The organism is Allobosea sp. P5_A5 (assembly GCF_056400625.1).
In genome coordinates, this window is sequence record NZ_JBFUKY010000012.1 from 28,922 (window position 1) to 50,930 (window position 22,009).

At 59.3% G+C, this 22,009-nt stretch carries 23 protein-coding genes and 1 pseudogene; 13 read left to right on the forward strand and 11 right to left on the reverse strand.

Annotated features, from left to right (window positions below; all coding sequences use genetic code 11):
• Positions 1-10 precede the first annotated feature (10 nt).
• From AC1DR6_RS19675 to AC1DR6_RS19695, 5 genes are all read right to left on the reverse strand, one after another.
• The gene (locus AC1DR6_RS19675; RefSeq protein ID WP_476830963.1) at positions 11-319 is read right to left on the reverse strand and encodes a hypothetical protein; all 309 of its coding nucleotides are present in this window, start codon (positions 317-319) and stop codon (positions 11-13) included.
• Between the two features lie 81 nt (positions 320-400).
• A complete protein-coding gene (locus AC1DR6_RS19680; protein ID WP_476830964.1) occupies positions 401-754 on the reverse strand; it encodes a hypothetical protein in 354 nt (117 codons plus the stop codon).
• Complete coding sequence (locus AC1DR6_RS19685) at positions 748-1,419, reverse strand: lambda exonuclease family protein (RefSeq protein WP_476830965.1); 672 nt, start codon at positions 1,417-1,419, stop codon at positions 748-750. The genes AC1DR6_RS19680 and AC1DR6_RS19685 overlap by 7 nt, the downstream gene beginning before the upstream one ends.
• Before the next feature lie 2 nt (positions 1,420-1,421).
• Complete coding sequence (locus AC1DR6_RS19690) at positions 1,422-2,195, reverse strand: ERF family protein (RefSeq protein ID WP_476830966.1); 774 nt, start codon at positions 2,193-2,195, stop codon at positions 1,422-1,424.
• 192 nt (positions 2,196-2,387) lie between these two features.
• Positions 2,388-2,789: a hypothetical protein gene (locus AC1DR6_RS19695; RefSeq protein WP_476830967.1), complete on the reverse strand. Its 402-nt coding sequence runs from the start codon at positions 2,787-2,789 to the stop codon at positions 2,388-2,390.
• Between the two features lie 117 nt (positions 2,790-2,906).
• Here AC1DR6_RS19695 and AC1DR6_RS19700 point away from each other — a divergent pair, with 117 nt between their 5' ends.
• Entirely contained in the window at positions 2,907-3,125 is a 219-nt protein-coding gene (locus AC1DR6_RS19700; RefSeq protein ID WP_476830968.1) for a helix-turn-helix domain-containing protein, read from the forward strand.
• 214 nt (positions 3,126-3,339) lie between these two features.
• Here AC1DR6_RS19700 and rfbA read toward each other — a convergent pair whose 3' ends face one another.
• The 6 genes and pseudogenes from rfbA to AC1DR6_RS19730 form a co-directional block, all read right to left on the reverse strand.
• Positions 3,340-4,239, reverse strand: coding sequence for a glucose-1-phosphate thymidylyltransferase RfbA (rfbA, locus tag AC1DR6_RS19705; RefSeq protein ID WP_476830969.1), 900 nt, complete (start codon positions 4,237-4,239; stop codon positions 3,340-3,342).
• Positions 4,240-4,245: 6 nt separating this feature from the next.
• On the reverse strand, positions 4,246-5,139 hold the full coding sequence (gene rfbD, locus AC1DR6_RS19710) for a dTDP-4-dehydrorhamnose reductase (RefSeq protein WP_476830970.1): 894 nt from the start codon (positions 5,137-5,139) through the stop codon (positions 4,246-4,248).
• A gap of 18 nt (positions 5,140-5,157) precedes the next feature.
• Positions 5,158-5,715 (reverse strand): dTDP-4-dehydrorhamnose 3,5-epimerase, encoded by a 558-nt coding sequence (gene rfbC / locus AC1DR6_RS19715; protein WP_476830971.1) that lies wholly within the window; start codon positions 5,713-5,715, stop codon positions 5,158-5,160.
• A gap of 17 nt (positions 5,716-5,732) precedes the next feature.
• On the reverse strand, positions 5,733-6,788 hold the full coding sequence (rfbB, locus tag AC1DR6_RS19720) for a dTDP-glucose 4,6-dehydratase (protein WP_476830972.1): 1,056 nt from the start codon (positions 6,786-6,788) through the stop codon (positions 5,733-5,735).
• 187 nt (positions 6,789-6,975) lie between these two features.
• A pseudogene (locus AC1DR6_RS19725) lies at positions 6,976-7,269 on the reverse strand (hypothetical protein); the annotation flags it as partial.
• Between the two features lie 15 nt (positions 7,270-7,284).
• Positions 7,285-7,407: a hypothetical protein gene (locus AC1DR6_RS19730; protein ID WP_476830973.1), complete on the reverse strand. Its 123-nt coding sequence runs from the start codon at positions 7,405-7,407 to the stop codon at positions 7,285-7,287.
• Between the two features lie 211 nt (positions 7,408-7,618).
• On the opposite strand from AC1DR6_RS19730, the gene AC1DR6_RS19735 reads away from it, so the two are divergent.
• The 12 genes from AC1DR6_RS19735 (at position 7,619) to AC1DR6_RS19790 (ending at position 22,009) form a co-directional block, all read left to right on the forward strand.
• Complete coding sequence (locus AC1DR6_RS19735; RefSeq protein ID WP_476830974.1) at positions 7,619-8,311, forward strand: winged helix-turn-helix transcriptional regulator; 693 nt, start codon at positions 7,619-7,621, stop codon at positions 8,309-8,311.
• A complete protein-coding gene (gene nusG / locus AC1DR6_RS19740) occupies positions 8,308-8,766 on the forward strand; it encodes a transcription termination/antitermination protein NusG (RefSeq protein ID WP_476830975.1) in 459 nt (152 codons plus the stop codon). The genes AC1DR6_RS19735 and nusG overlap by 4 nt, the downstream gene beginning before the upstream one ends.
• A gap of 125 nt (positions 8,767-8,891) precedes the next feature.
• Entirely contained in the window at positions 8,892-9,887 is a 996-nt protein-coding gene (locus tag AC1DR6_RS19745) for an NAD-dependent epimerase/dehydratase family protein (RefSeq protein ID WP_476830976.1), read from the forward strand.
• Between the two features lie 67 nt (positions 9,888-9,954).
• Positions 9,955-11,826 (forward strand): asparagine synthase (glutamine-hydrolyzing), encoded by a 1,872-nt coding sequence (asnB, locus tag AC1DR6_RS19750; RefSeq protein ID WP_476830977.1) that lies wholly within the window; start codon positions 9,955-9,957, stop codon positions 11,824-11,826.
• Between the two features lie 59 nt (positions 11,827-11,885).
• Positions 11,886-12,686, forward strand: a complete 801-nt coding sequence (locus AC1DR6_RS19755) for an ABC transporter permease (RefSeq protein ID WP_476830978.1) — start codon at positions 11,886-11,888, stop codon at positions 12,684-12,686.
• 1 nt (position 12,687) lies between these two features.
• Entirely contained in the window at positions 12,688-14,103 is a 1,416-nt protein-coding gene (locus tag AC1DR6_RS19760) for an ABC transporter ATP-binding protein (RefSeq protein ID WP_476830979.1), read from the forward strand.
• An 87-nt stretch (positions 14,104-14,190) separates the two neighbouring features.
• Positions 14,191-15,756 (forward strand): glycosyltransferase, encoded by a 1,566-nt coding sequence (locus AC1DR6_RS19765; RefSeq protein ID WP_476830980.1) that lies wholly within the window; start codon positions 14,191-14,193, stop codon positions 15,754-15,756.
• The gene (locus AC1DR6_RS19770; RefSeq protein WP_476830981.1) at positions 15,756-16,691 is read left to right on the forward strand and encodes a methionyl-tRNA formyltransferase; all 936 of its coding nucleotides are present in this window, start codon (positions 15,756-15,758) and stop codon (positions 16,689-16,691) included. Before AC1DR6_RS19765 ends, AC1DR6_RS19770 begins: the two co-directional genes overlap by 1 nt.
• 55 nt (positions 16,692-16,746) lie before the next feature.
• Complete coding sequence (locus tag AC1DR6_RS19775; RefSeq protein WP_476830982.1) at positions 16,747-17,886, forward strand: DegT/DnrJ/EryC1/StrS family aminotransferase; 1,140 nt, start codon at positions 16,747-16,749, stop codon at positions 17,884-17,886.
• A gap of 16 nt (positions 17,887-17,902) precedes the next feature.
• Positions 17,903-19,444, forward strand: coding sequence for a glycosyltransferase (locus AC1DR6_RS19780; protein ID WP_476830983.1), 1,542 nt, complete (start codon positions 17,903-17,905; stop codon positions 19,442-19,444).
• The gene (locus AC1DR6_RS19785) at positions 19,431-20,876 is read left to right on the forward strand and encodes a glycosyltransferase (protein ID WP_476830984.1); all 1,446 of its coding nucleotides are present in this window, start codon (positions 19,431-19,433) and stop codon (positions 20,874-20,876) included. The genes AC1DR6_RS19780 and AC1DR6_RS19785 overlap by 14 nt, the downstream gene beginning before the upstream one ends.
• 8 nt (positions 20,877-20,884) lie before the next feature.
• The gene (locus tag AC1DR6_RS19790; protein WP_476830985.1) at positions 20,885-22,009 is read left to right on the forward strand and encodes a glycosyltransferase; all 1,125 of its coding nucleotides are present in this window, start codon (positions 20,885-20,887) and stop codon (positions 22,007-22,009) included.

The window sequence follows — 22,009 nt, forward strand, 5'->3', positions numbered from 1 at the left end:
ATGACCCCGGTCACGGCTGAACCGTGACCGGGGTCATGCTGTAGCCGCGCGCGGCCATGCAGCCGACCATGATCCGGTTGAGCGCCTGGCCACGCTGGGCATCGAGCATGCCGGCCTCCATCGCGTCAGCCAGGCTATGTCCGGAATAGATAGGTGCTGCCATGGCCTGAGCCCTCGCGACTTCGCCCTTGCAGATCGCATCATCCTGCTGGAACTGAGTGACGGCTGCCGCATCGCCACGCCCGTCGAGCCGGTCGAAGCGCATCAGGGTGCGCGGAGTACAAGCGCCAAGCGTAGCGGCTGCGGTAAAGGCAAGCATCAGGGAACGCCACCGCCATTGCGATGGGCGGTATCGAGACATCGAGATCATTGGGAATATCCTGGTCGGGTGAAAGTGTGATCAGTCCTGCTCGCAGCGCCAGGCGGCGGGCTTGGCGAGGGGGCGAGAGGCGCGCAGTTGCGGGGCTGCGCGGACAAAGCCGCGAGAGGACAGGGGCCTGATGCCAAGATGACGGGCCTCGCGGCGTTTGGCCTCGGCGATCACGGCGAGGTCCTGGGCGGTCTTGGCTCCGGGCGCGCGATGGCAGCAGTCTCGCCCCAGCACCCGTCCATCATCCACTGAGAGCTCTCGCGTTTTATCGAGGACAAGCGCTTCGGCGATGACATGGTCGAACTCGATCGCCTTGCCGGAGATGTTGAGCCCACAGCCTTCGCAGTGGATGCAGCCTTTGGCATCCATGGCGCGCTTCAGCATCGCGACTTTTTGGGCGCGGGTGAACTCGCGGCGGGCGCCCAGCAGGCCGCCTCCATCCGACCATAGGCCGCGATGCGATCGCTGACCCGGTCGAGCTCCGCGTTGAAGGCATCGACCGCTGCGGCGAGCTCGGCGATATAGGCCTCATCGCGCTCGGCCCGGCAGATGAAGATCGGCAGCCCTGGCCAATAGATCGCGAGATCGATCCAGGTCCGGCCTGACACCCAGAGCTGGCCCTGGCATTGCGCCTTGTGCTCCGCCGGGAACTCGCCCTTAAGCAGCGCCTCGATCAGAAGATGCGGCAGCTTGGTCTTGATCTCCAAAAGGCCATCCTGACCGATTAGGGCATCGGGCGAGGCGCCGGCTCGGCCGCGCCGCAGGAAGCCGACGCTCTCGCACTCGAGCCCGGTGATGAAGTGATAGGCGCTGCGAGCTTCCTCCTCCATCAGCTTGCCGCGTTCGAGATGGACGGAGGTGAACCCTTCCATGACCTCGCCGGTCAGTCGCTCACCGGCAAGCTTGTAGAGATAGCTCTGGCGGGTGCGGCTCTCAGCCCCGCCGCGTCCCTTGGTGAGGATCGAGGCGAACTCTGAAGCGGTGGGGATGCCGAGGCGCGCTTGCGCCCATTCGGGCGAGCCTTGGGTGCAGTTGATGATCTCCAGCATAATCAGGTCCGTCCCTTCCTGGCGTTCAGCATCACCAGCGCCTGCCGAAAGCGGCGGGCCGGCAGTTCGGCAAATCCCTTGATCTTGAAAAAGTGCAGCAGGGCCTCGCGCTCGGCGCCAACCTCCTCGATCAGCGCGAGGAGCTCTCGGGTCTGCTGGCGGGTGATGGTCTCGACCACTCCTGCGGCCTTGCCGTCATCGTCGTGCGCGGCCGCGAGCCCCAACGCTGCCTTCAGCGTCATCCGCTGCAGATAGGTCAGGGTCGAACCCACCGCCTGGATCGCGTTCTTCTCGCCGCTGTGGTCGGCGGCGGCCGACAAGCTGTTCTCTTCGCTATGACCATCGCGATGCGAGATCACACAGGTCAGCGTGACGAGATCACCGTCCGTTCGCGAGCGGAAGCGATAGGCCAGCCCATGTCGCGCCAGGATCGGCGATACCGTCCGAGCGATCTCGGCCAGATCCTCATGGCGATAGTGCTTGTTGCCGATGCTGGCGATCTGCGTCTTGGCGATCACTGGCAGCTCGGCCTTGGCGGCGGTCAGCGCAGCCTCAAACGCGCGGCGGGCATCATCGGCCCGCGAGCGCTCATGCAGCCCGATCAGCTGTGACAGCACCTCGCCGTCCGCGCCGCGATCAAGTGCAGCGCTGAGCAAGCTCAGTGGCGTGATCGCAGGTGCAGCGGCAGAGAGGGGTATGAGGGGAGGGGCAGTGCGCGTACCGCGCTGAGACAAGGTCACAGCGTCAGCCAGGCGGCGCCGGCGCATCGCGGTCATCGTGCGGTCCTCCTGCGCACAAGAGCCGGAACAGCGTCTCGTGCGCCCCCGAAACGCCAGGCCCGGTAAGCCTGCGCCAGTTCGGCTGGGCTCGCGATCGTGTTCTGCGGCAAGGGTTCGGCGACGGCAGTCGAAATCAGCGACGTCGAGGGTTGAGCCAAGGGTGGGATCAATCCGGTCATGGCGCGCCCCTCAATGCAGCGGAGCGGGCGCAAGGACGGCGGCCAGCGCAGCCTCTAGCCGGGCTACCGCCGCGAAATCCATGCGGTCGCGCATGGTCTCGCTCAGCAGCGCGGCTCGGATCCGATCAGCATCGCTGCCAAAGCGGATGGCATCTTGAAGCGCTGCCCGGCGGGCCGCGCTCCGGATCCCTTCATCCTGACGGGTCGCTACCCAGTCCCGTGCCCGCTGATAACCGGCCAGCTGGGCCTTGGCATCAGCCCAGCCACGCTTCAGACAGCGCGACAACAGCTCGGATCGCTCGGCGTGGTCGCGGGCCTGTCGCAGTGCCATCCGGGCCAGGCCCATGGCGTAGCGCAAAATGCCGCGCCGGTAGAAAATCAGTCGGTTCTCATACTCGAGGATCAGGGTCACGATCAGTCTCCAGCGACGAAAAACGTCGATGAAGGACGGTTCGCTTCCTATGGCGCCGGCAGTCAACTGGAAACACCGACGCTCGACGAAAAGCACCAATCAGGCTATGCAGCCACCATGATTACACCCGCACAATCGCGCGCCGCCCGCGGCCTCATCGACTGGAGCCAACACGACCTCGCCAAAGCAGCCCATCTTGGGCTAACAACCATCCGCGACTTCGAAAAAGGTAGGCGCATCCCCGCGCATAACAACCTGCTTGGGATCAAGACCGCGCTCGAACTGGCAGGGGTCGAGATTGGGGATGAGAAGTCGAGAGTGGAGCTTAAAAAATGAGCTGCATCGCATCGTCATGCAGCTCTCAGAAGTGCTCAATCTCAACTATAAATCGGAAGCTTGGCGACTAGTAGAAGGTCGCACGACCACGCGCCCGCCATAGACGCGCAAATCGGCATCAGTCGGCAAGACATTTTCAGGGCCGCTGACCTGACGCCGTCCTAAGAAATCAACGTTTTTGTTCCGCAGAATGGCTCGTGATCGGTAGTGCAGTTTATGACGTCATATCGTGCGAGCCGGATCTCACCCAGCTTTGAGCGACCTCTTTCAGATATGAGCCGTAAGTGCTTTTCGCGAGTTTCTCTGCGAGGCGCACCAAATCCTCGGCTGAAATCCATCCCTGTTTAGCTGCAATCTCTTCGGGACATGCAATACAGAGCCCCTGTCGGCTTTGGAGCGTCCGGACGAACTCTCCGGCTTCGAGCAAGCTGTCGGGTGTTCCGGTATCGAGCCAAGCAAACCCGCGGCCCATGCACTCGACCGAGAGTTCGCCGCGCTCCAGGTAAACCCGGTTAATGTCGGTGATCTCCAGTTCGCCGCGGGCGGAAGGCTTGAGGTTGGCGGCGATATCGACGACCTGTTCGTCGTAGAAATAGAGCCCCGTCACGGCCCAGCTCGACTTCGGCGCCTTTGGCTTCTCATTGATCGAGATCGCCTTGCCGGCGGCGTCGAACGCCACGACGCCGTAACGTTCCGGATCGCGCACATGGTAGGCAAAGACACTCGCGCCTTTGGTACGTAAGCCAGCCGAAGCCATCATCTCCGGCAGGGTATGTCCGTAGAACAGATTGTCGCCGAGGATCAGCACAGAGCGCTGGCCGGCGACGAACTCGGCACCGATGATGTAGGCCTGCGCCAGCCCGCCCGGATGCGGCTGCTCGGCATAGGACAGGCTCATGCCCCAATCGGAGCCGTCGCCGAGCAGGCGCTTGAAATGCGGTAGATCGTGCGTTGTCGAGATGATCAGGACCTCTCGGATGCCGGCCAGCATCAGCGTCGAAAGCGGATAATAGATCATCGGCTTGTCGTAGACTGGCAGAAGCTGCTTCGACATCGCCAGCGTCATCGGGTGCAGCCGCGTGCCGGAGCCGCCGGCCAGGATGATGCCCTTCATCGTCGTCTATCCCGTCTGTTCGGTGCTCAGGAGCCGGCGCACGCAGGATGCGAGCGAGTCCTGCCATGGCGGCAGGCTGACTCCATGAATGGTCTGAAGCCTGGATGAATCCAGGCGCGAATTGGCCGGGCGCTGAGCCGGCGTCGGATAATCTGCCGTCGCGATACGCCTGACCCGCACCGGTGCGCCACCCAGCCGCTCGCGTTCGGCGAAGATCGCCTCGGCCACATCGGCCCAGACCGCCTCGCCCTGCGCGCCCATATGGAAGATACCGCGCAGGGCGGCCTCGCCGGGCCGGTCGAGGAGATTGCAAGCTACCGCGAAGATCGCGTCGGCGATATCGAGCGCGCTCGTCGGACAGCCGGTTTGGTCAGCGACCACGCCGACCTCATCGCGCGTTTCCGCCAGCCGCAGCATGGTCTTGACGAAATTCTTGCCGAAGGGGCTGTAGACCCAGGCTGTTCGCAAAATCGCGTGGTTCGGGGTCGCCGAGGCTACCCCCTCTTCGCCAGCAAGCTTGCTGTGGCCATAGGCGGAGATCGGCCCGACAGGATCGTGCTCGCGATAGGGACGGTCGAGGCTGCCGTCAAAGACGTAGTCGGTCGAGATCTGGATCACCGGGATGCCGAGCCCGCCCGCGGCACGCGCGACCTCGCCGGCCGCGGCGCCATTCACTGTTCGAGCGGTCGCAACCTCGCTCTCCGCGAGGTCGACGGCAGTGAAGGCGGCGGCACTGACGATGAGGTCAGGCCTTGTGCCCGTGATCGCCGGGCCGATGGAGTCCAGCTGCTCCAGGTCGAACCCCGGGCGGCCCAGCGCTGTCACGGTCAAGCCCTCGGGCGCGCGCTCTAGCATCGAGAGCACGATCTGGCCCGATTGTCCCGTGACGGTGATCCTCATGGGCTGTTGCGCCTGCGCTCAGTCGAAATAGCGCGGAAGGTCGGCCAGACGCGAATGCTTGCGGTCCCTATCCGACAACACGAGTTCGCCATGCGGCAGGCGCCAGTCGATGCCAAGCGCCGGATCGTCGAAGGCAAGGCCATGGTCGTTGGCCGGACCGTATGGCGCCGTTACCTTGTAAAGCACCTCGGTATCCGGCTTGAGCGTGACGAAGCCATGGGCGAAGCCGATCGGCACCAGGAGCTGGCGCCAGTTCTCGGCCGAGAGCTCGACCGCGACATGCTGGCCGAAGCTCGGCGAGGAGGCGCGCAGATCCACGGCAACGTCGAGGATGCGGCCCTTGGCCACGCGCACGAGCTTGTCCTGTGCAAAGGGCGCCGACTGGAAATGCAGGCCGCGCAGCGTCCCGACCTGCGCCGAGAGCGAGTGGTTGTCCTGCACGAAGACGAGGTCGATCCCTGCCGCCGCCATATCGGATTCCTTGTAGACCTCGGAGAAGAAGCCACGATGGTCGCCATGCCGCTTTGGGGTGATGATCTTGACCGCCGGAATCGCGGTCTCCTCGACGCTGAGCATGGTCTCGTCCGTCCGGTTCAGGCCGCGCCGAGGCGCTCGCCGCGATAGACGCCGGAGCGGATGTCGCCCCACCATGTCTGGTTGGCGAGATACCATTCGACCGTGCGGCGCAGGCCCGTCTCGAAGGTCTCCTTGGGGGTCCAGCCGAGCTCGCGGCCAATCTTTCCGGCATCGATCGCATAGCGAGCATCATGGCCAGGGCGATCCGTCACATAGCTGATCAGTCGCTCATGCGGACCGGCGGGATCGGGCCTGAGCTCGTCTAGAATGGCGCAAATACTCTTCACGACGTCGAGGTTCGCCTTTTCGTTATGCCCGCCGATATTGTAGCTTTCGCCGAGCCCGCCGCGCTCCGCCACCGTCAGCAGCGCCTCGGCATGGTCATCGACATAGAGCCAGTCGCGGACATTAAGGCCGTCGCCATAGACCGGCAGCGGCTTGCCTTCCAGCGCATTGATGATCATCAGCGGGATCAACTTCTCGGGGAAGTGATAGGGCCCGTAATTGTTGGAGCAATTTGTCATCACCACCGGCAGCCCGTAGGTATGGTGCCAGGCCCGCACGAGATGGTCCGAGGCCGCTTTCGAGGCGGAATAGGGCGAGTTCGGCTGATAGGCCGTATCCTCACGGAAGAAACCCTCTGGACCGAGCGATCCGAAGACCTCGTCGGTCGAAATGTGGTGGAAGCGGAAGCGGGCCTTGGCTTCGCCGCTGAGCCCGCGCCAATGCCGCAGAGCCTCCTGCAGCAGGCAAAAGGTGCCGACGATATTGGTCTGGATAAAGTCGCCGGGCCCGTCGATCGAGCGGTCGACATGGCTCTCGGCAGCCAGATGCATGACGATGTCGGGCTGGAACTCGGTGTAGATGGCCCGCATGCGCTCGCCGTCGCCGATATCGGCCTGCTCGAATCGATAGCGATTGCTGCCCGACACCGAAGCCATGGAGGCGAGATTGCCGGCGTAGGTCAGCTTGTCGACGACCCAGACCTCGTGCTGCGTCTCGCTGATGATCTTGCGAACGACAGCTGAACCAATGAAGCCGGCACCGCCGGTGACGAGAAATTTCGACGGCATCAGAGTTACCGGCACCAGGAAGTTGCTGACATGCAGCTGTCTCAAGGATGGTCAACGCAGGTCGCATGTCATTATCGTCAAGTGACGGTCAGCGCTACCGTCTCGACTTCGGTCCATCAGCGGGTATTGCGTTTCAGAGATGTCCGCGCTTGGCAAATTCCCTAGATACCAGAGGCGGCTTAAAAGCCTACTGTTTCAGCAGCTTTCTAGAAGCGAGGATCAGGTGCGACGATCGAAACACGGTACTTGGCGCTTCCAATTGTAGCTTGGGATCTTTTGGTACGGTCGGGCTCGTTCGTCGATAACGTGGCGTCCATGCGCGAACGGTCATCACGCAGCCCTGACGGCTGGCGCGCGCCTCGGCCTCGAGCCTTTTGGCGAGGTCAATGGACATCGAAAAGCACCGCCAAGCTCCGGCACGGATGCAGGATTGGGCGATCACGATCGGCAGATGAGTCTTGCCGGTCCTGGTGCAGCTGACGAGGACAACGTGGCGCTAATAGGCGATAAAGTTGCCGCGTGCGAGGTCGTGGACGAGCGTCTCGTTGAGCGGCGTGCCGTCGACAACGAAGCCGCCGACGTCCTTGGCGATGGTGATCTCGTATTTGATCGCGCGCACCTGCTTCTCGGCGATCTCGCTTAGAGGAGATTCTAGCTTTCATCCCCGACTGCCCGTCTCACATCGAAACGGGCAGTCTCACCGCAACCGGCTCGGGGGTTAATAACTTGGATGCCGATCCCCGCCTTAAAAGGCCAAAGGTGAACGCCAAGACAAAGCCATGCAATACCGGGTTTGACGTTCACGTCATGAACATGATAAGTCGCGCCGTATGATTGGTGAGCTCAAAAGCCCCCCCCTTCCTGCGCCCGAACCGGCGGTAGCCGCCGCGTCTCACGCGAGCTCAACCTCGGCCGAGACTGAAGGACGTCATCTCGCCGGCCTGTTGGCGTATGTTGAGCGAGAGGCGCATGTCTCACAACGGGCACTCGCCGGTGAACTCGGTGTCGCGCTGGGGCTGGTAAACAGCTACATCAAGCGCTGCGTTAAAAAGGGACTTATCAAGGTTCAGCAGGTTCCCTCCCGCCGCTACGCCTACTTCCTGACGCCGAGCGGTTTCGCCGAGAAGTCCAGGCTGACAGCTGAGTATCTTTCCTGGTCGTTCTCCTTCTTTCGCCAAGCGCGTATGCAGTGCTCCGAGCTGTTCGAGACTGCTGCTGGCCGGCAATGGCAAAACGTAGCGCTCTTCGGAGGTAGCGACCTGACAGAAATCGCTGCCTTGTGCGCTGCCGAGCAGGGTGTGACGATCGTAGCCATTGTTGACGCGAGCATGCGGAGGCCAAGCCTACTCGGAATTCCGGTCGTGGCTGCGTTGGAACTCGCGCCGTCATCGCCGGACTGCGCAATCGTTACCGGTATCCATAGCGCCGAAGCCTGTTATGAACTAGCGATCGGACATCTTGGCGCCGACCGCGTTCTGGTTCCGCCGATGTTGTCGATTAGATTGAGGGCGTCGCGGTCATGAGCGCGACTTTACCTCAACAAGCCGGCGATTCCCGTTGGTATGTCGTCGTATCTGAAGAAGCGCCGGAACGCCCGCAAGGTTGTGATGGTCGCTGCCCCCTTTTTCCTGTCCTATCTGTTTGCGTGTTCGACAAGGAACAGCAGCGTTGGCGGGCGGTCAACGGCACTCACGGTGTCGCCAGAATTATCGCGGGCGAGGATGGGCCGCTGCCTATTTCCGGTGGGGTCGTTGCCGCGTTGCGGGCACGATTGAATGCCAAGGGTTTCGTCGAGCTGTGGACGCGGCCAGATTTCGCTCCAAGCGAATTGGTCAGCATCAAATCGGAAAGTTTCGTCGATACATTGGGCCTGTTCGAAGGCTTCAGGGATCAGGACCGCGTGGCTGTGCTGCTGGATTTACTGGGAAGCAAGGTGCGTGTTGTGCCGGGGGAAGAACTGGTCGAAAAGGCCGCGTAGTCGCGGCGGTTTCGTCGAGGTCGAGTCTTGTGTAGATCGGGCGCTCGTTGCACCCGGACTGTGGTAGCTTGGAATAATCATGCGATTGCGCCGGCTGTCGCATTGCAAACAAGGAAAGCGGAACAGTGGAACTCCAGGGAAAGCGCGTCGTCGTCATCGGGGGCGCGGGCCTTATCGGCTCGCATGCAGTCGATCAACTCACGAAAACGGATGTCGGCGAGATCGTGATCTACGACAATTTCGTCCGTGGGACCACCGAGAACCTTGCGGAGGCGCTGAAGGATCCGCGAGTCAAGATTTTCGAGGCCGGCGGCGACATTACCCAGACCGACATCCTGGATGCGGCGCTCAAGGGCACGGATGGCGTTTTCCAGTTCGCTGCCCTTTGGCTGCTGCAGTGCCATGAGTTCCCGCGCACGGCTTTCGAGACCAATGTGCGCGGCATGTTCAACGTGCTCGACGGTTGCGTCCGGAACGGCGTCAAGCGCCTGGTCTGGTCCTCCTCGGCCTCGGTCTATGGCGACGCCGTCCAGGAGCCGATGCCTGAGGACCATCCGTTCAACAACAAGAATTTCTACGGTGCGACCAAAATCTGCGGCGAAGCCATGGCCCGCGCATATCATTTCCGCTACGGGCTCGACTATGTCGGGCTGCGCTACATGAACGTCTACGGTCCGCGCCAGGATTATCGCGGCGCCTATATCGCCGTGATCATGAAGATGCTCGACGCGATCGATCGCGGCGAAGGGCCGACCATCATGGGCGACGGCTCGGAAGCCTTCGACTTCGTCGCCGTCGAGGATTGCGCGCGCTCGAACCTCTGCGCGATGCAGTCGACCGCGACGGACAGCTTCTACAATGTCGGCACCGGCAAGCGCACCTCGCTCAAGGAGGTCGCGGAGAAGCTCCTCAATCTCACGGGCTCGAACCAGCCGATCAACTACGCGCCGCGCAGCCAGGCGACACTGGTGCGCAACCGCATCGGATCGCCGGTCAAGGCCAGCAAGGAAATCGGTTTCACGGCCTCTATCGATCTCGATGAAGGCCTGAAGCAGCTGATTGAATGGCGCAAGACGCATATCGATCAGGTCGCGCAGAGGCGCAGCAAGGCGCAGATCTGATTTTCAGAAGCAGAGCGGCCTTATGGCGGCTACCGCCTCTGAATTTCACACGATCGGACGATAAGACATGTGTGGTATAGCAGGCATCCTGCACCGGGATGGCAGGCCGGCTTCGCCGGTCACCGTGAAAGCGATGACGGACATCATCGCCCATCGGGGCCCAGACGGCGAGGGACACTACTGTGACGGGCCTGTCGGTCTCGGCCACCGTCGGCTTTCGATCATCGACCTCACCGATGCCGCTCGACAGCCAATGGCGACGCGCGATGGCCGCTATGTCCTGACTTACAACGGAGAGATTTACAATTTTCGCGAACTGAAAGCTCTGCTCAGCGCGCGCGGCCACCTATTTCATTCGAGTGGCGACAGTGAAGTCCTGCTCACCGCTTTCGCCGAGTGGGGCCTGAAGGCGCTCGGTCGTTTCAACGGCATGTTCGCCTTTGGCATCTGGGACACGGTGGAGCGCAAGCTCACCGTGGCGCGGGACCGCTTTGGCGTGAAGCCGGTCTACTATGCAGAAGTCGATGGTGCGTTCCTCTTCGCGTCGGAGATCAAGGCCTTTCGAGGCGTGCCCGGATTTGCCGGGCGCATGAACGTGGCGGGGCTGGCAGAGTACCTTACCTTCCAGAATTTCTTCACCGATCAGACCCTGTTTCAGGGCGTGAAGCTCCTGCCGGCCGGTTGCTACGTCCAGGTCGCCAGTGGGCGCGAGCCTCCCGCGCCTCAGCGCTACTGGGACTTTCATTTCCAAGAGCCAGAAGGCGAGATCAACGAGGCCGACGCCCTCGAGAAATTGGACTTTCTGTTCCAGCAGGCTGTCAGCCGGCAGATGATTTCTGATGTCGATGTCGGCGCCTATCTCTCTGGTGGCATGGATTCGGGCTCGATCACGGCCTTGGCCGCCAAGCAATTGCCGTTCATGCGGACTTTCACGGTGGGATTTGACCTGAACTCCGCTTCGGGCGTCGAACTCGGCTATGACGAGCGCTCCAAGGCCGAGCACATGTCGTATTTGTTCAAGACCGAACACTACGAGATGGTGCTCAAGGCCGGCGACATGGAGCGCGCACTGCCGCACTTGGCGTGGCATTTGGAAGAGCCGCGCGTCGGCCAATCCTACCCAAACTACTATGCGGCAAAACTCGCCTCGAAATTTGTCAAGGTGGTACTCTCGGGCACGGGCGGCGACGAGCTCTTCGCCGGTTATCCTTGGCGTTACTATCGAGCCGTCGTAAACGATGATTTCGACCACTACGTCCAGAAATACTCAGGATTCTGGCAGCGGATGGTTCCGACTGAACTGCTTCCACAGATGATGCGCCCGGTGTGGGGGCAGGCTTCGGATGTTTCGATGCTCGATATATTCCGTGATGTTTTCCAGGATCACGCGCACACTCTGACGCGGCCTGAGGATTACATCAACCACTCGCTCTATTTCGAAGCCAAGACGTTTCTCAACGGGCTGCTTGTGGTCGACGATAAGCTTGCAATGGCGCACGGTCTGGAAGGCCGCGTCCCATTCCTCGATAATGATCTCGTCGATTTTGCGATGCGGTTGCCGGCCAAGATGAAGCTCGGAAATCTGACGGATGTCGTCCGCCTCAACGAGAACGAGCCTGGGGGCAAGGCCGAACGCTATTTCGAGAAGACTCGGGACGGCAAGTTAATCCTGCGGAAGATGATGGGTCGGCATATTCCCGCTCAGGTCGCCGATCGGGAAAAGCAGGGCTTCTCTGCTCCGGACGCAAGCTGGTTCAAGGGCGAAAGCATCGACTACGTCCGCCGACGCCTACTCAATGATCGGGCGCGGATCTACGACTATCTCGACAAGAAGACGGTCAAAACACTGATTGACGACCATCTCGAAGGCCGCCAGAACCGCCGACTGCTGATCTGGTCTCTGCTTAATCTCGAACAGTTCTGCGAGGCGTACTTGTGAGTGCACCAATTATATCGCCGCAAAACCAAGTCGCTAGTCGGGCTCCGTCACTTTTCGTCATGCTACAAGATTTTCTGCGCACGACGATCCGCAACTACGCCCTCATTCGCGAGATGGTGATCCGGGACCTAAAGGGCGGCCATGCCGGCCATGGTCTCGGCTCCCTTTGGATATACATTCAACCGCTGGTCGTGGTTGGCACATTCATGCTGATCTTCGGGGTGGTAATCGGCACGAAAATAGCCGCTTCGTCCACTTTCCCGGGCGACTATGCGAGTTATATCCTGATCGGGCTCGTGCCTTGGCTATTGATGTCGAATGCACTTAGCCGTGCTCCCGGCGCATTCTCGGGCAACTCGAACCTCGTCAAGCAGGTCGTATTCCCGATCGAGACATTGCCGGTGGCCAGTATGATCGCATGCTTCGTGATCTACGTTCCTTCAATCGTGCTCATGCTGATCTACAAATTCTCACTCGGTGGTGGGTTTACTTGGCTGGCATTGCTGCTTCCACTCGTGCTGTTAATGCACGGCATGCTGGCGCTAGGGCTGACGCTTCTGCTTTCTGTAATCACGCCCTTCCTTCGCGACGTGCGTGAGTTCGTGACCATGTATATGTCCGTTTCGATGTACTTTACCCCCGCGATTTACCTGCCGGACTGGGTTCCGGCCAAGGTTCGTCCAATCCTCTATCTGAACCCGTTCAGCTATGTGGTCTGGGTCTATCAGGACACGCTGTTCTTCGGTGAGATCCGGCATGGCTTCGCATGGATTGTGTTTGCGCTGATGTCCTTTGGGACGCTGCTCGCCGGCCTACTCGTCTTTCGCCGCGTGAAACCCTTTCTTGGTAATGTGCTCTGATATGACTGTGCAGAAAACAAATCCCGCACTTCCGCAAGAGGTAGCGATCCGCGTCAGGGGCCTCAGCAAAGCCTACAAGATCTACGAGAACAATAGCGACCTCTTGCGCGAGGTGTTCACGGGCAAGCAGCGCCACAGAGACCACTGGGCGTTGAAAGACATTTCATTCGAAATCAAACGGGGTGAGATTGTCGGAATCATCGGCCCGAACGGTTCGGGCAAGAGCACTCTGCTGAAAATCATCACGGGATTGCTCGACGCGACCTCTGGGTCTGTCGAGGTGGCCGGCCGAGTCTCCGCGATCCTTGAGTTGGGCACTGGATTCCATCCGGACTTTACTGGTCGCGAGAATATCGTCACGGGTGGCATGTGCCTTGGCATGAGCCGTAGTGAGATCGAAGCCAAATTACCTTGGATTATAGAGTTTAGTGAGTTGAGGGAGGTCATTGACCAACCTTTCCGCACCTATTCAAGCGGGATGCAGGCGAGGTTAACGTTCTCTACCGCTATTGCCATCGACCCCGAAGTTTTCATTGTGGACGAAGCGCTAGCTGCCGGCGACGCCTACTTCAACTCCAAATGTATGAAGCGCATCCGGGAGATTTGCGATTCCGGTGCTACCGTTTTGTTCGTTAGTCACGGAACCGGGCAGGTCGCCCAGCTTTGCGATACCGCTATCTGGATCGAGAACGGGTTGCTAAGAGGCGTTGGGCCGGCGCAAGCCGTGACGCGCCGGTATGACTATAGCGTGCACGAGCGTCTCGCGGCGACAGGTCAAGTGCTTGAGATTGACCTGGAGAGCATTACTGGAGGAGCAGAGGTCGTTGATGCGCCGTCATTAGCTACTTTGGATTCTAGGGATTCAGAGGATGAGCCTGGCAGTAAGATAGAGATTTTTCGCAAGGGTCCCGTTCGTATTGTAAAGGTAAGATTTATCGATCAATCCGGTAAAACGACTAATGTTTTCAGAACTTGGGATCGGTGGCGTATCGAGGTGCACTACACTTGCGACGGTGAATTGCCCGTTTATCCGCTAGGGTTTCTGATGACGATTGAGCGCGAGGGCGATCTCACGCGTATCGCACAATTCAATACTAGTAATCCGGCAGGGCGTGGTGATGACGCACAGGTCCGCGCAAAATTTGAAAAAACGCCTGGCCGGACAGGTGTAGTGTCCTGCACGATGGCAGAACTTCAGATATTGGAGGGGGATTATATACTGTCTGTTGCTCTGCAGCCAAACGTAACAAGCTTGAATGATTACTACGAATATCATCAAAGAGTCCACAGATTCTCTGTTATAGCTGCAGCATACCCTTCGGGTTCGGTTTTTTATCCACTTGTTGAATGGGATCATAAAACCCAAAGCGATGTCATCGAACTTTCTGATTGTGATATAACCGGTCATATCTCATGAAAGAGAGAAATATTCTAAACTATATGAAGCATTCGCGAGCGGCTTCGGCGTTGAATACGCCTCTAATGAAATAGTAAAAGGCCTCTGATGCCATCTGTCGATTTTGGTTCTGCGTTGCGCCGCTTGCGTAAGGTTCCCTCGCTGGCCGTTGCGCTGATGCGATACCTTCGGGACAGGGATATGCTGCTTAGCCATCTCGAAGAGCTTTCCGGACGGGTTGGTTTGCTCGCGGCGGAGTTGAGCGAAACGCGGGAAATATTTGAGCAGAGGCAACGTGATGCATTTAAAAGGCTTCTGCTGGGCAGCGCGCGGGATCTAGCCGGGGCCGGAGATCACCGCATGGTTGCGGCCTATGAGGTGCGGGACGAAGTCAAAAAGACTGGACGCGCACTTCGCATAGGTTTTTTTGATAACCTGGCCAATCAGGCATTCATTACTGCGCGCGCTCTGCGCAAGCTCGGTCATGAGGTTGATGTCATCGTTCAGGAAAACGCCATCGATAGCTATCTGTTCGCTCGCCCACAATGGGAGGAGTGCAACGTCGAGAACGTGTCAGCGGGGGATTTCAAGCCGGAGGCGTTGAATTGGGAGCCCCCCGAGTTTGTACGATATGTCCCCTACGATCACGCTATGCAGCACCGCTACGTGGGCCGGCTCGAAGCAAGCGAGGAGGTGGCCGCTCTGTATCAAGAGCAATTTGGCAAGCCGCTGCCTGTCGATGCGGCGCTGGTTCTCGCCCAGCATATGGGACAATGGAACTACATTGCCGCGATGAACGATTACGATGTGGTAGTGTTATCTATGTCAGCCATTATGCTAGGTGCTTTCAGTCCTAGGCCTTCTGTTGTTTTGCCTTTGGGTGGTGACCTTTATATTCGCCCCTTCGAGCAGGACATGGTGGGATTGATGTTCCGTGCCGCATATAGACAGGCAGCTTACTTGTCCGTGTGTGAGACGGACTATTTCGCCTATATCGACAGGCTCGGATCCAAAGCTCCGAGGGCTTTCCTGCCGCTCGTGGTCGATACCGACGTCTATCGCGTCGGCGAAGAGCCTGAACTGCGCCAAGAATGGAAGGCCGCTGTTGGAGGCGAGCATTTTTTGCTTGGCGTCTGCCGGCAAGATTGGAATTGGAAAGGTAGTGACAAGCTCATCCGCGCTTTCGCGCGCTTTCGTGCTCAAGGAGCACAAAATTGGCGACTTTTGCTGCAAGCTTGGGGGGAGGATCTCGAAAAATCTCGCGCATTAGTCACCGAGCTTCGCCTCGAGGAGGCCGTTGTATGGCTTCCCATGTGCTCGAAGCCGCTCCTGCGCCGCCGCCAGCGCGCTGCGGATGCTGTGGCAGACCAGTTCGTGATGGAGGGATATGGGGCTTCGGTATTGGAATCATTAGCCGCCGCAAAGCCCGTGATCATGCGACCAGTTCCCGATGAAGCAAAACATCATTTTCGGAATGGACCGCCCCCTTTGGTCGGAGCCTTTGATGAGGAGACGATCACTTCAGCGCTGCGGCAGCTCGCAGACAGTAATACACGTGAACAGATTGGGCGCGCGTCCCGTGCTTGGGTCGAGGCGGAGCACGGCCATCGCGCCATTAGCCCAGCTTATATCCGAATGTTGAATCTAGCGGCTCACTTCGGCAAAGAAAACTGATGACTAGGGCTGTTTATCTCGGCTCCAAAGCGCTTGGACTCAGGGTGCTGAACTGTCTGGCCGAATCGCGCACTGATGTATTGTGGACAATTATCCATCCGAATGACGTGCACGATGATCGCAGTGATCTTGGCGCTTTCCGAGATTTCGCAGCGAGCAGGGATATCGAGCTGCAAGTCGTGCAAAGCCAAGCCGAAGCACGATCTATTATTGCGGGCCTGAATCCATCCATCGGTTTTGTGTGCGGATGGTACTGGCTTTTCTCCCCGTCCGACATTGATTTTTTTCCTAAAGGTCTATGGGGCATTCATAACTCGCTTTTGCCTAAATTTAGGGGCGGCGCACCACTGGTCTGGTCGATCATCGCAGGAGCACGGGAGGTTGGCTCAACAGTATTCCGTCTAGGGTCTGGAATAGACGATGGTGACGTGCTGATGCAGGTGCCCGTTCAACTCGGCGATTCTGACGATGTGGGACAAGCTCTGACACGGATTGAGGCTGGCCTTCTCTCTCAGCTGGGGGCTAAATGGCGGGACCTCCTCGCTGGGCATGCCGTCCTGGCACACCAGAATGAGGCATTCGCGACCTACTGCGGTCAGCGGAGTGATGAAGACGGCATGATCGAATGGAGCTATCCAGCAGAGAAGCTGCATGATTTTGTTCGCGCTCAGGCTCCACCTTACCCTTGTGCATGGACTTTGATGGGCCAGGAGCGCCTCCGCATTGTGAAGAGCAAACCTTTCTGCGGCATTTATCACGGTACACCAGGGCAGGTCTTACGCCGTACAGGCGGGACGGTGCTCGTATCCTGTGGAAGCCAAACGGCCCTTGAACTTCTCGCGATACGCCGAGAGCCAGACTCGGAGGTGAGGGTGCCATCGACGATCATCCGTTCCGTTAAGGACCGGCTCTCTTCAACGCCGAGATTGCCGTAGCGTTAAGGCTGCAGACTGGGCATTCCAAACACCTCACTCAGGTAGGCAAGCTGCTATGATCAACATCACCGAACCTAGCTTCGACGAATCCGAGATCGAAATGGTACGCGCCGTGCTTGCTTCGAAATGGGTGACGCAAGGCCCGATGACCGAGCGCTTCGAGCGCTTGATCGCGGAGAATCAGAAATCCGCTTTCGCCATGGCTTGCACCTCCTGCACGGCGGCGCTTCACCTCGCGACTCTGGCACTGAACTTGAAGGCCGGAGACGAGGTTATCGTACCCGCCTTCACTTGGATCACGAGTGCCCATGCCGCGGAATATGTCGGTGCTAAAGCAGTCTTCGTCGATGTTGACTTGGAAACATTTAACATCGATCCAAAGGCACTGGAAGCAGCGATCACGCCGCATACGAAGGCTGTCGTTGCCGTACATCTGTTTGGCCTCGCCGCTCCCATGGACGAGATCAAGGCAATCTGCGCGCCGCGCAACATCCACATTATCGAGGATGCAGCCTGCGCGATCGCGACGACTTACAAAGGAGACCCGGTCGGCGCTCTTGGCGACCTCGGCTGCTTTTCGTTCCACCCGCGAAAGGTAGTGACGACAGGCGAGGGCGGTGCGGTCACCACCAACGATCCCGTGCTGGCTGCGGCGGTCAGGTCTCTACGCAACCATGGCACTACCGGGCTGCCCTCGGCGGAAATTGAGATGCACGGCCCGTGGACGATGGGTACCTTTGACAGGCTGGGTTTCAATCTGCGCCTTTCAGATATTCAGGGGGCGGTGGGTGTGGCTCAGATGGGCAAGCTCGAGATACTTGTTGCCGATCGCCGCGCTACGGCGCATCGCTACACTCGGATGCTTAGGGGGATGAAGGATTTGATCCTTCCAGTTGCGGGCGATGTCGCCGGGCATACCTACCAGTCTTACGTCATCCGTCTAGCGGAAGGCGGACGCAAACGCCGTAACGCCGTGATGTCCGCGATGGCCCTTGCGGAGATGCAGAGCAGGCCCGGAACACATGCCGTCCATCGTCTAGGGTACTATCGCAATAAGTATGGGTTTAAGCCCGAACAGTTCCCCAACGCCTGCGTCGCGGAAGACACGACCGTCACGCTACCGATCGTGCCCTTCATGCGTGAATCCGACCAGGCCCGCGTGGTCGAGGTTGTTATGCAGGCGCTGAAAAGCTAATTCGGAGCATCAGAAATTGCCGGGTTGGCTGAAATTCACTCGCGACGCGGTGCGGAGCCGGGTGAGTGCGCTGCCGGCTCCCCTTTGCGGGCCGGCGCGCACGCTTCTGCATGGGCTAAAGGCCTTTTTGCTCATCGCTCTGCGCCTGTATCGGGTGATCCCGCGATCACCGCTGTTCTTATCGAGACGGGCAAGATCGTGGCTGGTTGCATGTGCTGGCCGTGTGCGTCTCGTCCTGCTATCTTTTGTGAACGCGAGCTCTGGCTGGTTGCTTGAACGGGTGGCCGTCCCGTTGGGACGCCGGCTCACCGAGGCCCGCCTCGCGCAGGGCCGGCCTCGCTCGCTTTGGGGAGTGACGCCGATCCTGACGCTGCCGTTGAAGGCGCGCGCCGACAGGGCTCTTGGCTTGGAAAGTCATTCGTTGGTCTTCGTCACCTATTACATAGCGCGAAACTTCGATTTCAATCTGCAAAAGCCGATGCAGTGGCTGCAGGGCAATGCTCATGGCCTGATCCCGGCTTTCGAGCGTTGGCTGCTCGCCTGGGCCATCCTTCGCTACGACGTGTTCCATTTCTTCTATGATCAGGGCCTGATGTCGCGGGCCACACGCTTTGGCGTCAATCCGCTGGAGCTCGATCTGCTGCGCCTCGCCGGCAAGCGTGTCTATCTCTACGCCTACGGTGCTGATGTCCGGCGCCGCGAGCCGACGCTGGCGCTCGGCAAGTGGAATTTCTGCTCGGATTGTCCCGAGCCCGGCCGCTTCTGCGCCTGCACAGAAGATAACGCGCCGATCATGGCCGCGATGTGCGAAAAGATCACGACTGCGGTCGCGTTGGGCGACATGCTTGCTTACGTGCCCACCCCCCGAAATATGCACTACTGGCCTATCGATCTTGAGCGCGTCCCTCCCGCTGCATCGCCGCGGATCGACGGCGCGCTGCGTATCGCTCACGCGCCGAACCACGCCCACTTCAAGGGCTCGCACTATCTCGAGGCGACGATCGATGCACTGCGCGCCCAGGGACATGCCATCGATTATGTGAAGGTCCAAGGCGTTTCGAATGCGGAGGTGATCCGCCTCTTCGGCGAAGCCGATCTCGTGGCAGACCAGTTCATTGGAGGAGCGTATGGCTACACGGCACTTGAAGCCATGGCCCGTGGAAAGCCTGTCATGACCTACGTGCGCGCTCCTGAACTGGTCGAGGCTGTCGAAGAGTGCCCGCTCATCAATGTCACTCCCGATACGCTAGAGAAGACGCTGCTTTGGTGTCTTGAGAACCGTGACAAGCTCGTCGCCATCGGAGCCCAAGGAACGGCATATGTAAGCCGCTGGCATTCGATCGATGCCGTAGCGATCCGCTTCGGACGTATGTATGAGGAAACCGCTGATTTTCCGGATGCTACGAGACGCATGATACGCGAGCGTGTCATGGGTCTCGAAAACGCACGCGATAATATTCGTCGGGTTAGTGGATGGAACCATCCTTTTACTGTCATGCGACCCATCCCCGAAACGAAGCCGTTTGAAAGAAGTTTCCTGTCGCATGCCAAATTTTAAACAGATTCTCGCGGCGCTTGCCAAAAGATTTCCGCAGCTTGCTAGCTTATCAAAGCCCGCGATCCTGCCGATATTGCGATGGGTGACGACTTTTTCTGTGGCGAAACGGGATGTCTGTGGCGGTTCTTTTTTGACTGCGGCGCCTTCGAACTTAGATCCCAATTTTGGATTGCACAGTGCTGCTTCGACATCGGCTATGGCGGGGATTGGAACGTCTGCCAATGGGCAAAATGTGCTGATGCTCGTCATATCCGATCTGCGGATCGATCCTCGCGTGGAACGTGAGGCTAGGGTTCTCGCCGAGAAAGGGTATTACGTCACTGTCGTTTGTCCTGATCCTACGCATGGGGCTGCCAATGATATCCGAATCGACTGGGGATCAGGTATCGATACAAGATTTATTGACTCGCGTGCTATTACCGACATTATATTTCGCCCAGGATTTAACTGCGGCGTTATGTTCGATATTACTTTTGAAATCGCAAAAGAAATTAGGCCATTCGCAATTCACGCTCATGATTTGAATACATGTTACGTTGCTTTGGCGATATCGAGGATATTAGGATCGCATTTTATTGCCGATTTCCACGAGTGGACATCAGAGAATGTGCACTGGAATAGCATAACCGCGAGCCACGAACCTTATCCACCGGCTTGGAAATCGGAACTGCAAGCGCTGGAATCACGGGTTATGTGTTCGGCTTCGGCTGTCGTGACAGTGTGCGACTCGATCGCGGATGCGATCGCCGGAGAGCTGGGAGGCGGAAGGCGACCGGAGGTTGTCCGTAACATCCCCGCTCTTAATGCCGAGCCGACTTGCGATTATCCACCGATCAAGCAGCAACTTGGGTTGCCTGAAGAGAGCTTCGTCTTGCTTTGGCAGGGCGGTACTGGTTCTACGCGGCTTATCGAGCCGATCATTGAAGCGCTTGCCTTTTCGCCAAAATGTACTTTCGTTATACGAGGCCCCTCGCTAGATCTATTCGGCGCAGATTATTGCGCCATCGCCGCACGGGTCGGCGCTAGCGACCGGCTGATCCTGCAGGGCCCGGTTCCCTCGCGCGATGTCGTGGCAGCGGCTCGGGGGGCTGATGCGGGTATCTGGACATTGCCGCGGCTATGCCGGAATTTCACTTACGCGCTGCCGAACAAGATCTTCGAGTACACCGCCTCTGAGCTCGCGCTACTGGTTGCCGATTACCCGGAAGCGCGGCGCATGGTCGAAACCCATGAGATTGGGCTGACATTCGATCCCTATGATCCGAAGTCCATCGCAGCGGCGATCAACCGGCTGATCGAGGAGCCGGGTCTCGCCGAGAGACTGCGGCGAAATACCGTCAAGGCGCTTGAGACACTCGACGCTGAGGGCGAGTGGCAAAAGCTGGTGACGCTCTATGACGGGTTGCCTCGGACCGGCGCCGTACCGCATTGAGCCCGCACATGCGTATCCTTCATGGCCCCGTCAATGTCGGCAATCAGCCATGGACGCTGTCGCGCGCCGAGCGTGACCTCGGTCACGGCAGTGATGTCGTGCAGAATTACGGGACCTGGATCGGATACCCCGCCGACAGGACTCTGAGCGAGTATGCAAAGAATACGCGCAGGGCGAGGTTCATCCGCAGCCTATTCTCGCTGGCTATGCCCTTCAGATATGACGTGATCCACTATTACTTCGGCCGGAGTTTCATGTTGTGGGATGATTTTGGCCGCGTTCTCGGCCGCAGCCCGCAGGAGGATCGCGCCGCATTGCGCGACGTGCGCCTCGCCAAGGCCCTCGGCAAGCGTGTGGTGATGACGTTGCAGGGTTGCGATGCGCGTCAGGCCGATGTTTCCAACCGGACCAACGCGATCACCATGTGCAAGCCGGATGGCTGTCCGGCTTATTCTGCCTGCACGGCCACGATCGATGTGACGCGGCGCGCCATGATCGAGACGATGCTGCCGCTGATGGACAGGGTCTTCTACCTGAACCCGGAGATTGGCCATCTGCTGGAAAAGGGCGAATTCCTGCCCTACGCCAACGTGGATGTGATGGGCGAGACGGTGACGCCGCCCAACCCCGGCCTCCGGCCGCATCTCGTGCATGCGCCCAGCAACAGCGGCATTAAGGGCACCTCGCATATTCTGGCCGCGCTGGAGCGGATGAAGTCGCGTTTCGATTTCGAGCTGTTGCTGATCGAGAACACGCCGCATGCCGAGGCGATGAAGCTGTACCGCACGGCCGACCTGGCGATCGACCAACTGCTTGCAGGCTGGTATGGCGGCTTTGCCGTCGAGCTGATGGCGATGGGCAAGCCTGTGGCAGCCTATATCCGCGAGGAAGATCGACGCTTCGTGCCGGAGGCCATGTGGGCGGATATGCCGATCTTGAGGCTAGATCAGCGCACGCTCGATCATGATCTGGCCCGCATCCTTGGCGATCCACAGGCGCTGATCCAGGCAGGCGCTCGCTCGCGAGCGTATGTCGAACGCTGGCACGATCCGCTTAAGATCGCGGGTGCGTTGACGGCCGTCTACCGCGACGTGTCCGCGCCGCTGGCGCTGGGCCGTATTTTAGAGAGCTAG

What these genes read in the sequence shown, in the direction of transcription:
- AC1DR6_RS19675 (WP_476830963.1), bottom strand. Translation starts at nt 319, where the DNA reads ATGCTTGCCTTTACCGCAGCCGCTACGCTTGGCGCTTGTACTCCGCGC.
- AC1DR6_RS19680 (WP_476830964.1), bottom strand. Translation starts at nt 754, where the DNA reads ATGCTGAAGCGCGCCATGGATGCCAAAGGCTGCATCCACTGCGAAGGC.
- AC1DR6_RS19685 (WP_476830965.1), bottom strand. Translation starts at nt 1,419, where the DNA reads ATGCTGGAGATCATCAACTGCACCCAAGGCTCGCCCGAATGGGCGCAA.
- AC1DR6_RS19690 (WP_476830966.1), bottom strand. Translation starts at nt 2,195, where the DNA reads ATGACCGCGATGCGCCGGCGCCGCCTGGCTGACGCTGTGACCTTGTCT.
- AC1DR6_RS19700 (WP_476830968.1), top strand. Translation starts at nt 2,907, where the DNA reads ATGATTACACCCGCACAATCGCGCGCCGCCCGCGGCCTCATCGACTGG.
- rfbA (WP_476830969.1), bottom strand. Translation starts at nt 4,239, where the DNA reads ATGAAGGGCATCATCCTGGCCGGCGGCTCCGGCACGCGGCTGCACCCG.
- rfbD (WP_476830970.1), bottom strand. Translation starts at nt 5,139, where the DNA reads ATGAGGATCACCGTCACGGGACAATCGGGCCAGATCGTGCTCTCGATG.
- rfbC (WP_476830971.1), bottom strand. Translation starts at nt 5,715, where the DNA reads ATGCTCAGCGTCGAGGAGACCGCGATTCCGGCGGTCAAGATCATCACC.
- rfbB (WP_476830972.1), bottom strand. Translation starts at nt 6,788, where the DNA reads ATGCCGTCGAAATTTCTCGTCACCGGCGGTGCCGGCTTCATTGGTTCA.
- AC1DR6_RS19735 (WP_476830974.1), top strand. Translation starts at nt 7,619, where the DNA reads ATGATTGGTGAGCTCAAAAGCCCCCCCCTTCCTGCGCCCGAACCGGCG.
- nusG (WP_476830975.1), top strand. Translation starts at nt 8,308, where the DNA reads ATGAGCGCGACTTTACCTCAACAAGCCGGCGATTCCCGTTGGTATGTC.
- asnB (WP_476830977.1), top strand. Translation starts at nt 9,955, where the DNA reads ATGTGTGGTATAGCAGGCATCCTGCACCGGGATGGCAGGCCGGCTTCG.
- AC1DR6_RS19755 (WP_476830978.1), top strand. Translation starts at nt 11,886, where the DNA reads ATGCTACAAGATTTTCTGCGCACGACGATCCGCAACTACGCCCTCATT.
- AC1DR6_RS19760 (WP_476830979.1), top strand. Translation starts at nt 12,688, where the DNA reads ATGACTGTGCAGAAAACAAATCCCGCACTTCCGCAAGAGGTAGCGATC.
- AC1DR6_RS19765 (WP_476830980.1), top strand. Translation starts at nt 14,191, where the DNA reads ATGCCATCTGTCGATTTTGGTTCTGCGTTGCGCCGCTTGCGTAAGGTT.
- AC1DR6_RS19770 (WP_476830981.1), top strand. Translation starts at nt 15,756, where the DNA reads ATGACTAGGGCTGTTTATCTCGGCTCCAAAGCGCTTGGACTCAGGGTG.
- AC1DR6_RS19775 (WP_476830982.1), top strand. Translation starts at nt 16,747, where the DNA reads ATGATCAACATCACCGAACCTAGCTTCGACGAATCCGAGATCGAAATG.
- AC1DR6_RS19785 (WP_476830984.1), top strand. Translation starts at nt 19,431, where the DNA reads ATGCCAAATTTTAAACAGATTCTCGCGGCGCTTGCCAAAAGATTTCCG.
- AC1DR6_RS19790 (WP_476830985.1), top strand. Translation starts at nt 20,885, where the DNA reads ATGCGTATCCTTCATGGCCCCGTCAATGTCGGCAATCAGCCATGGACG.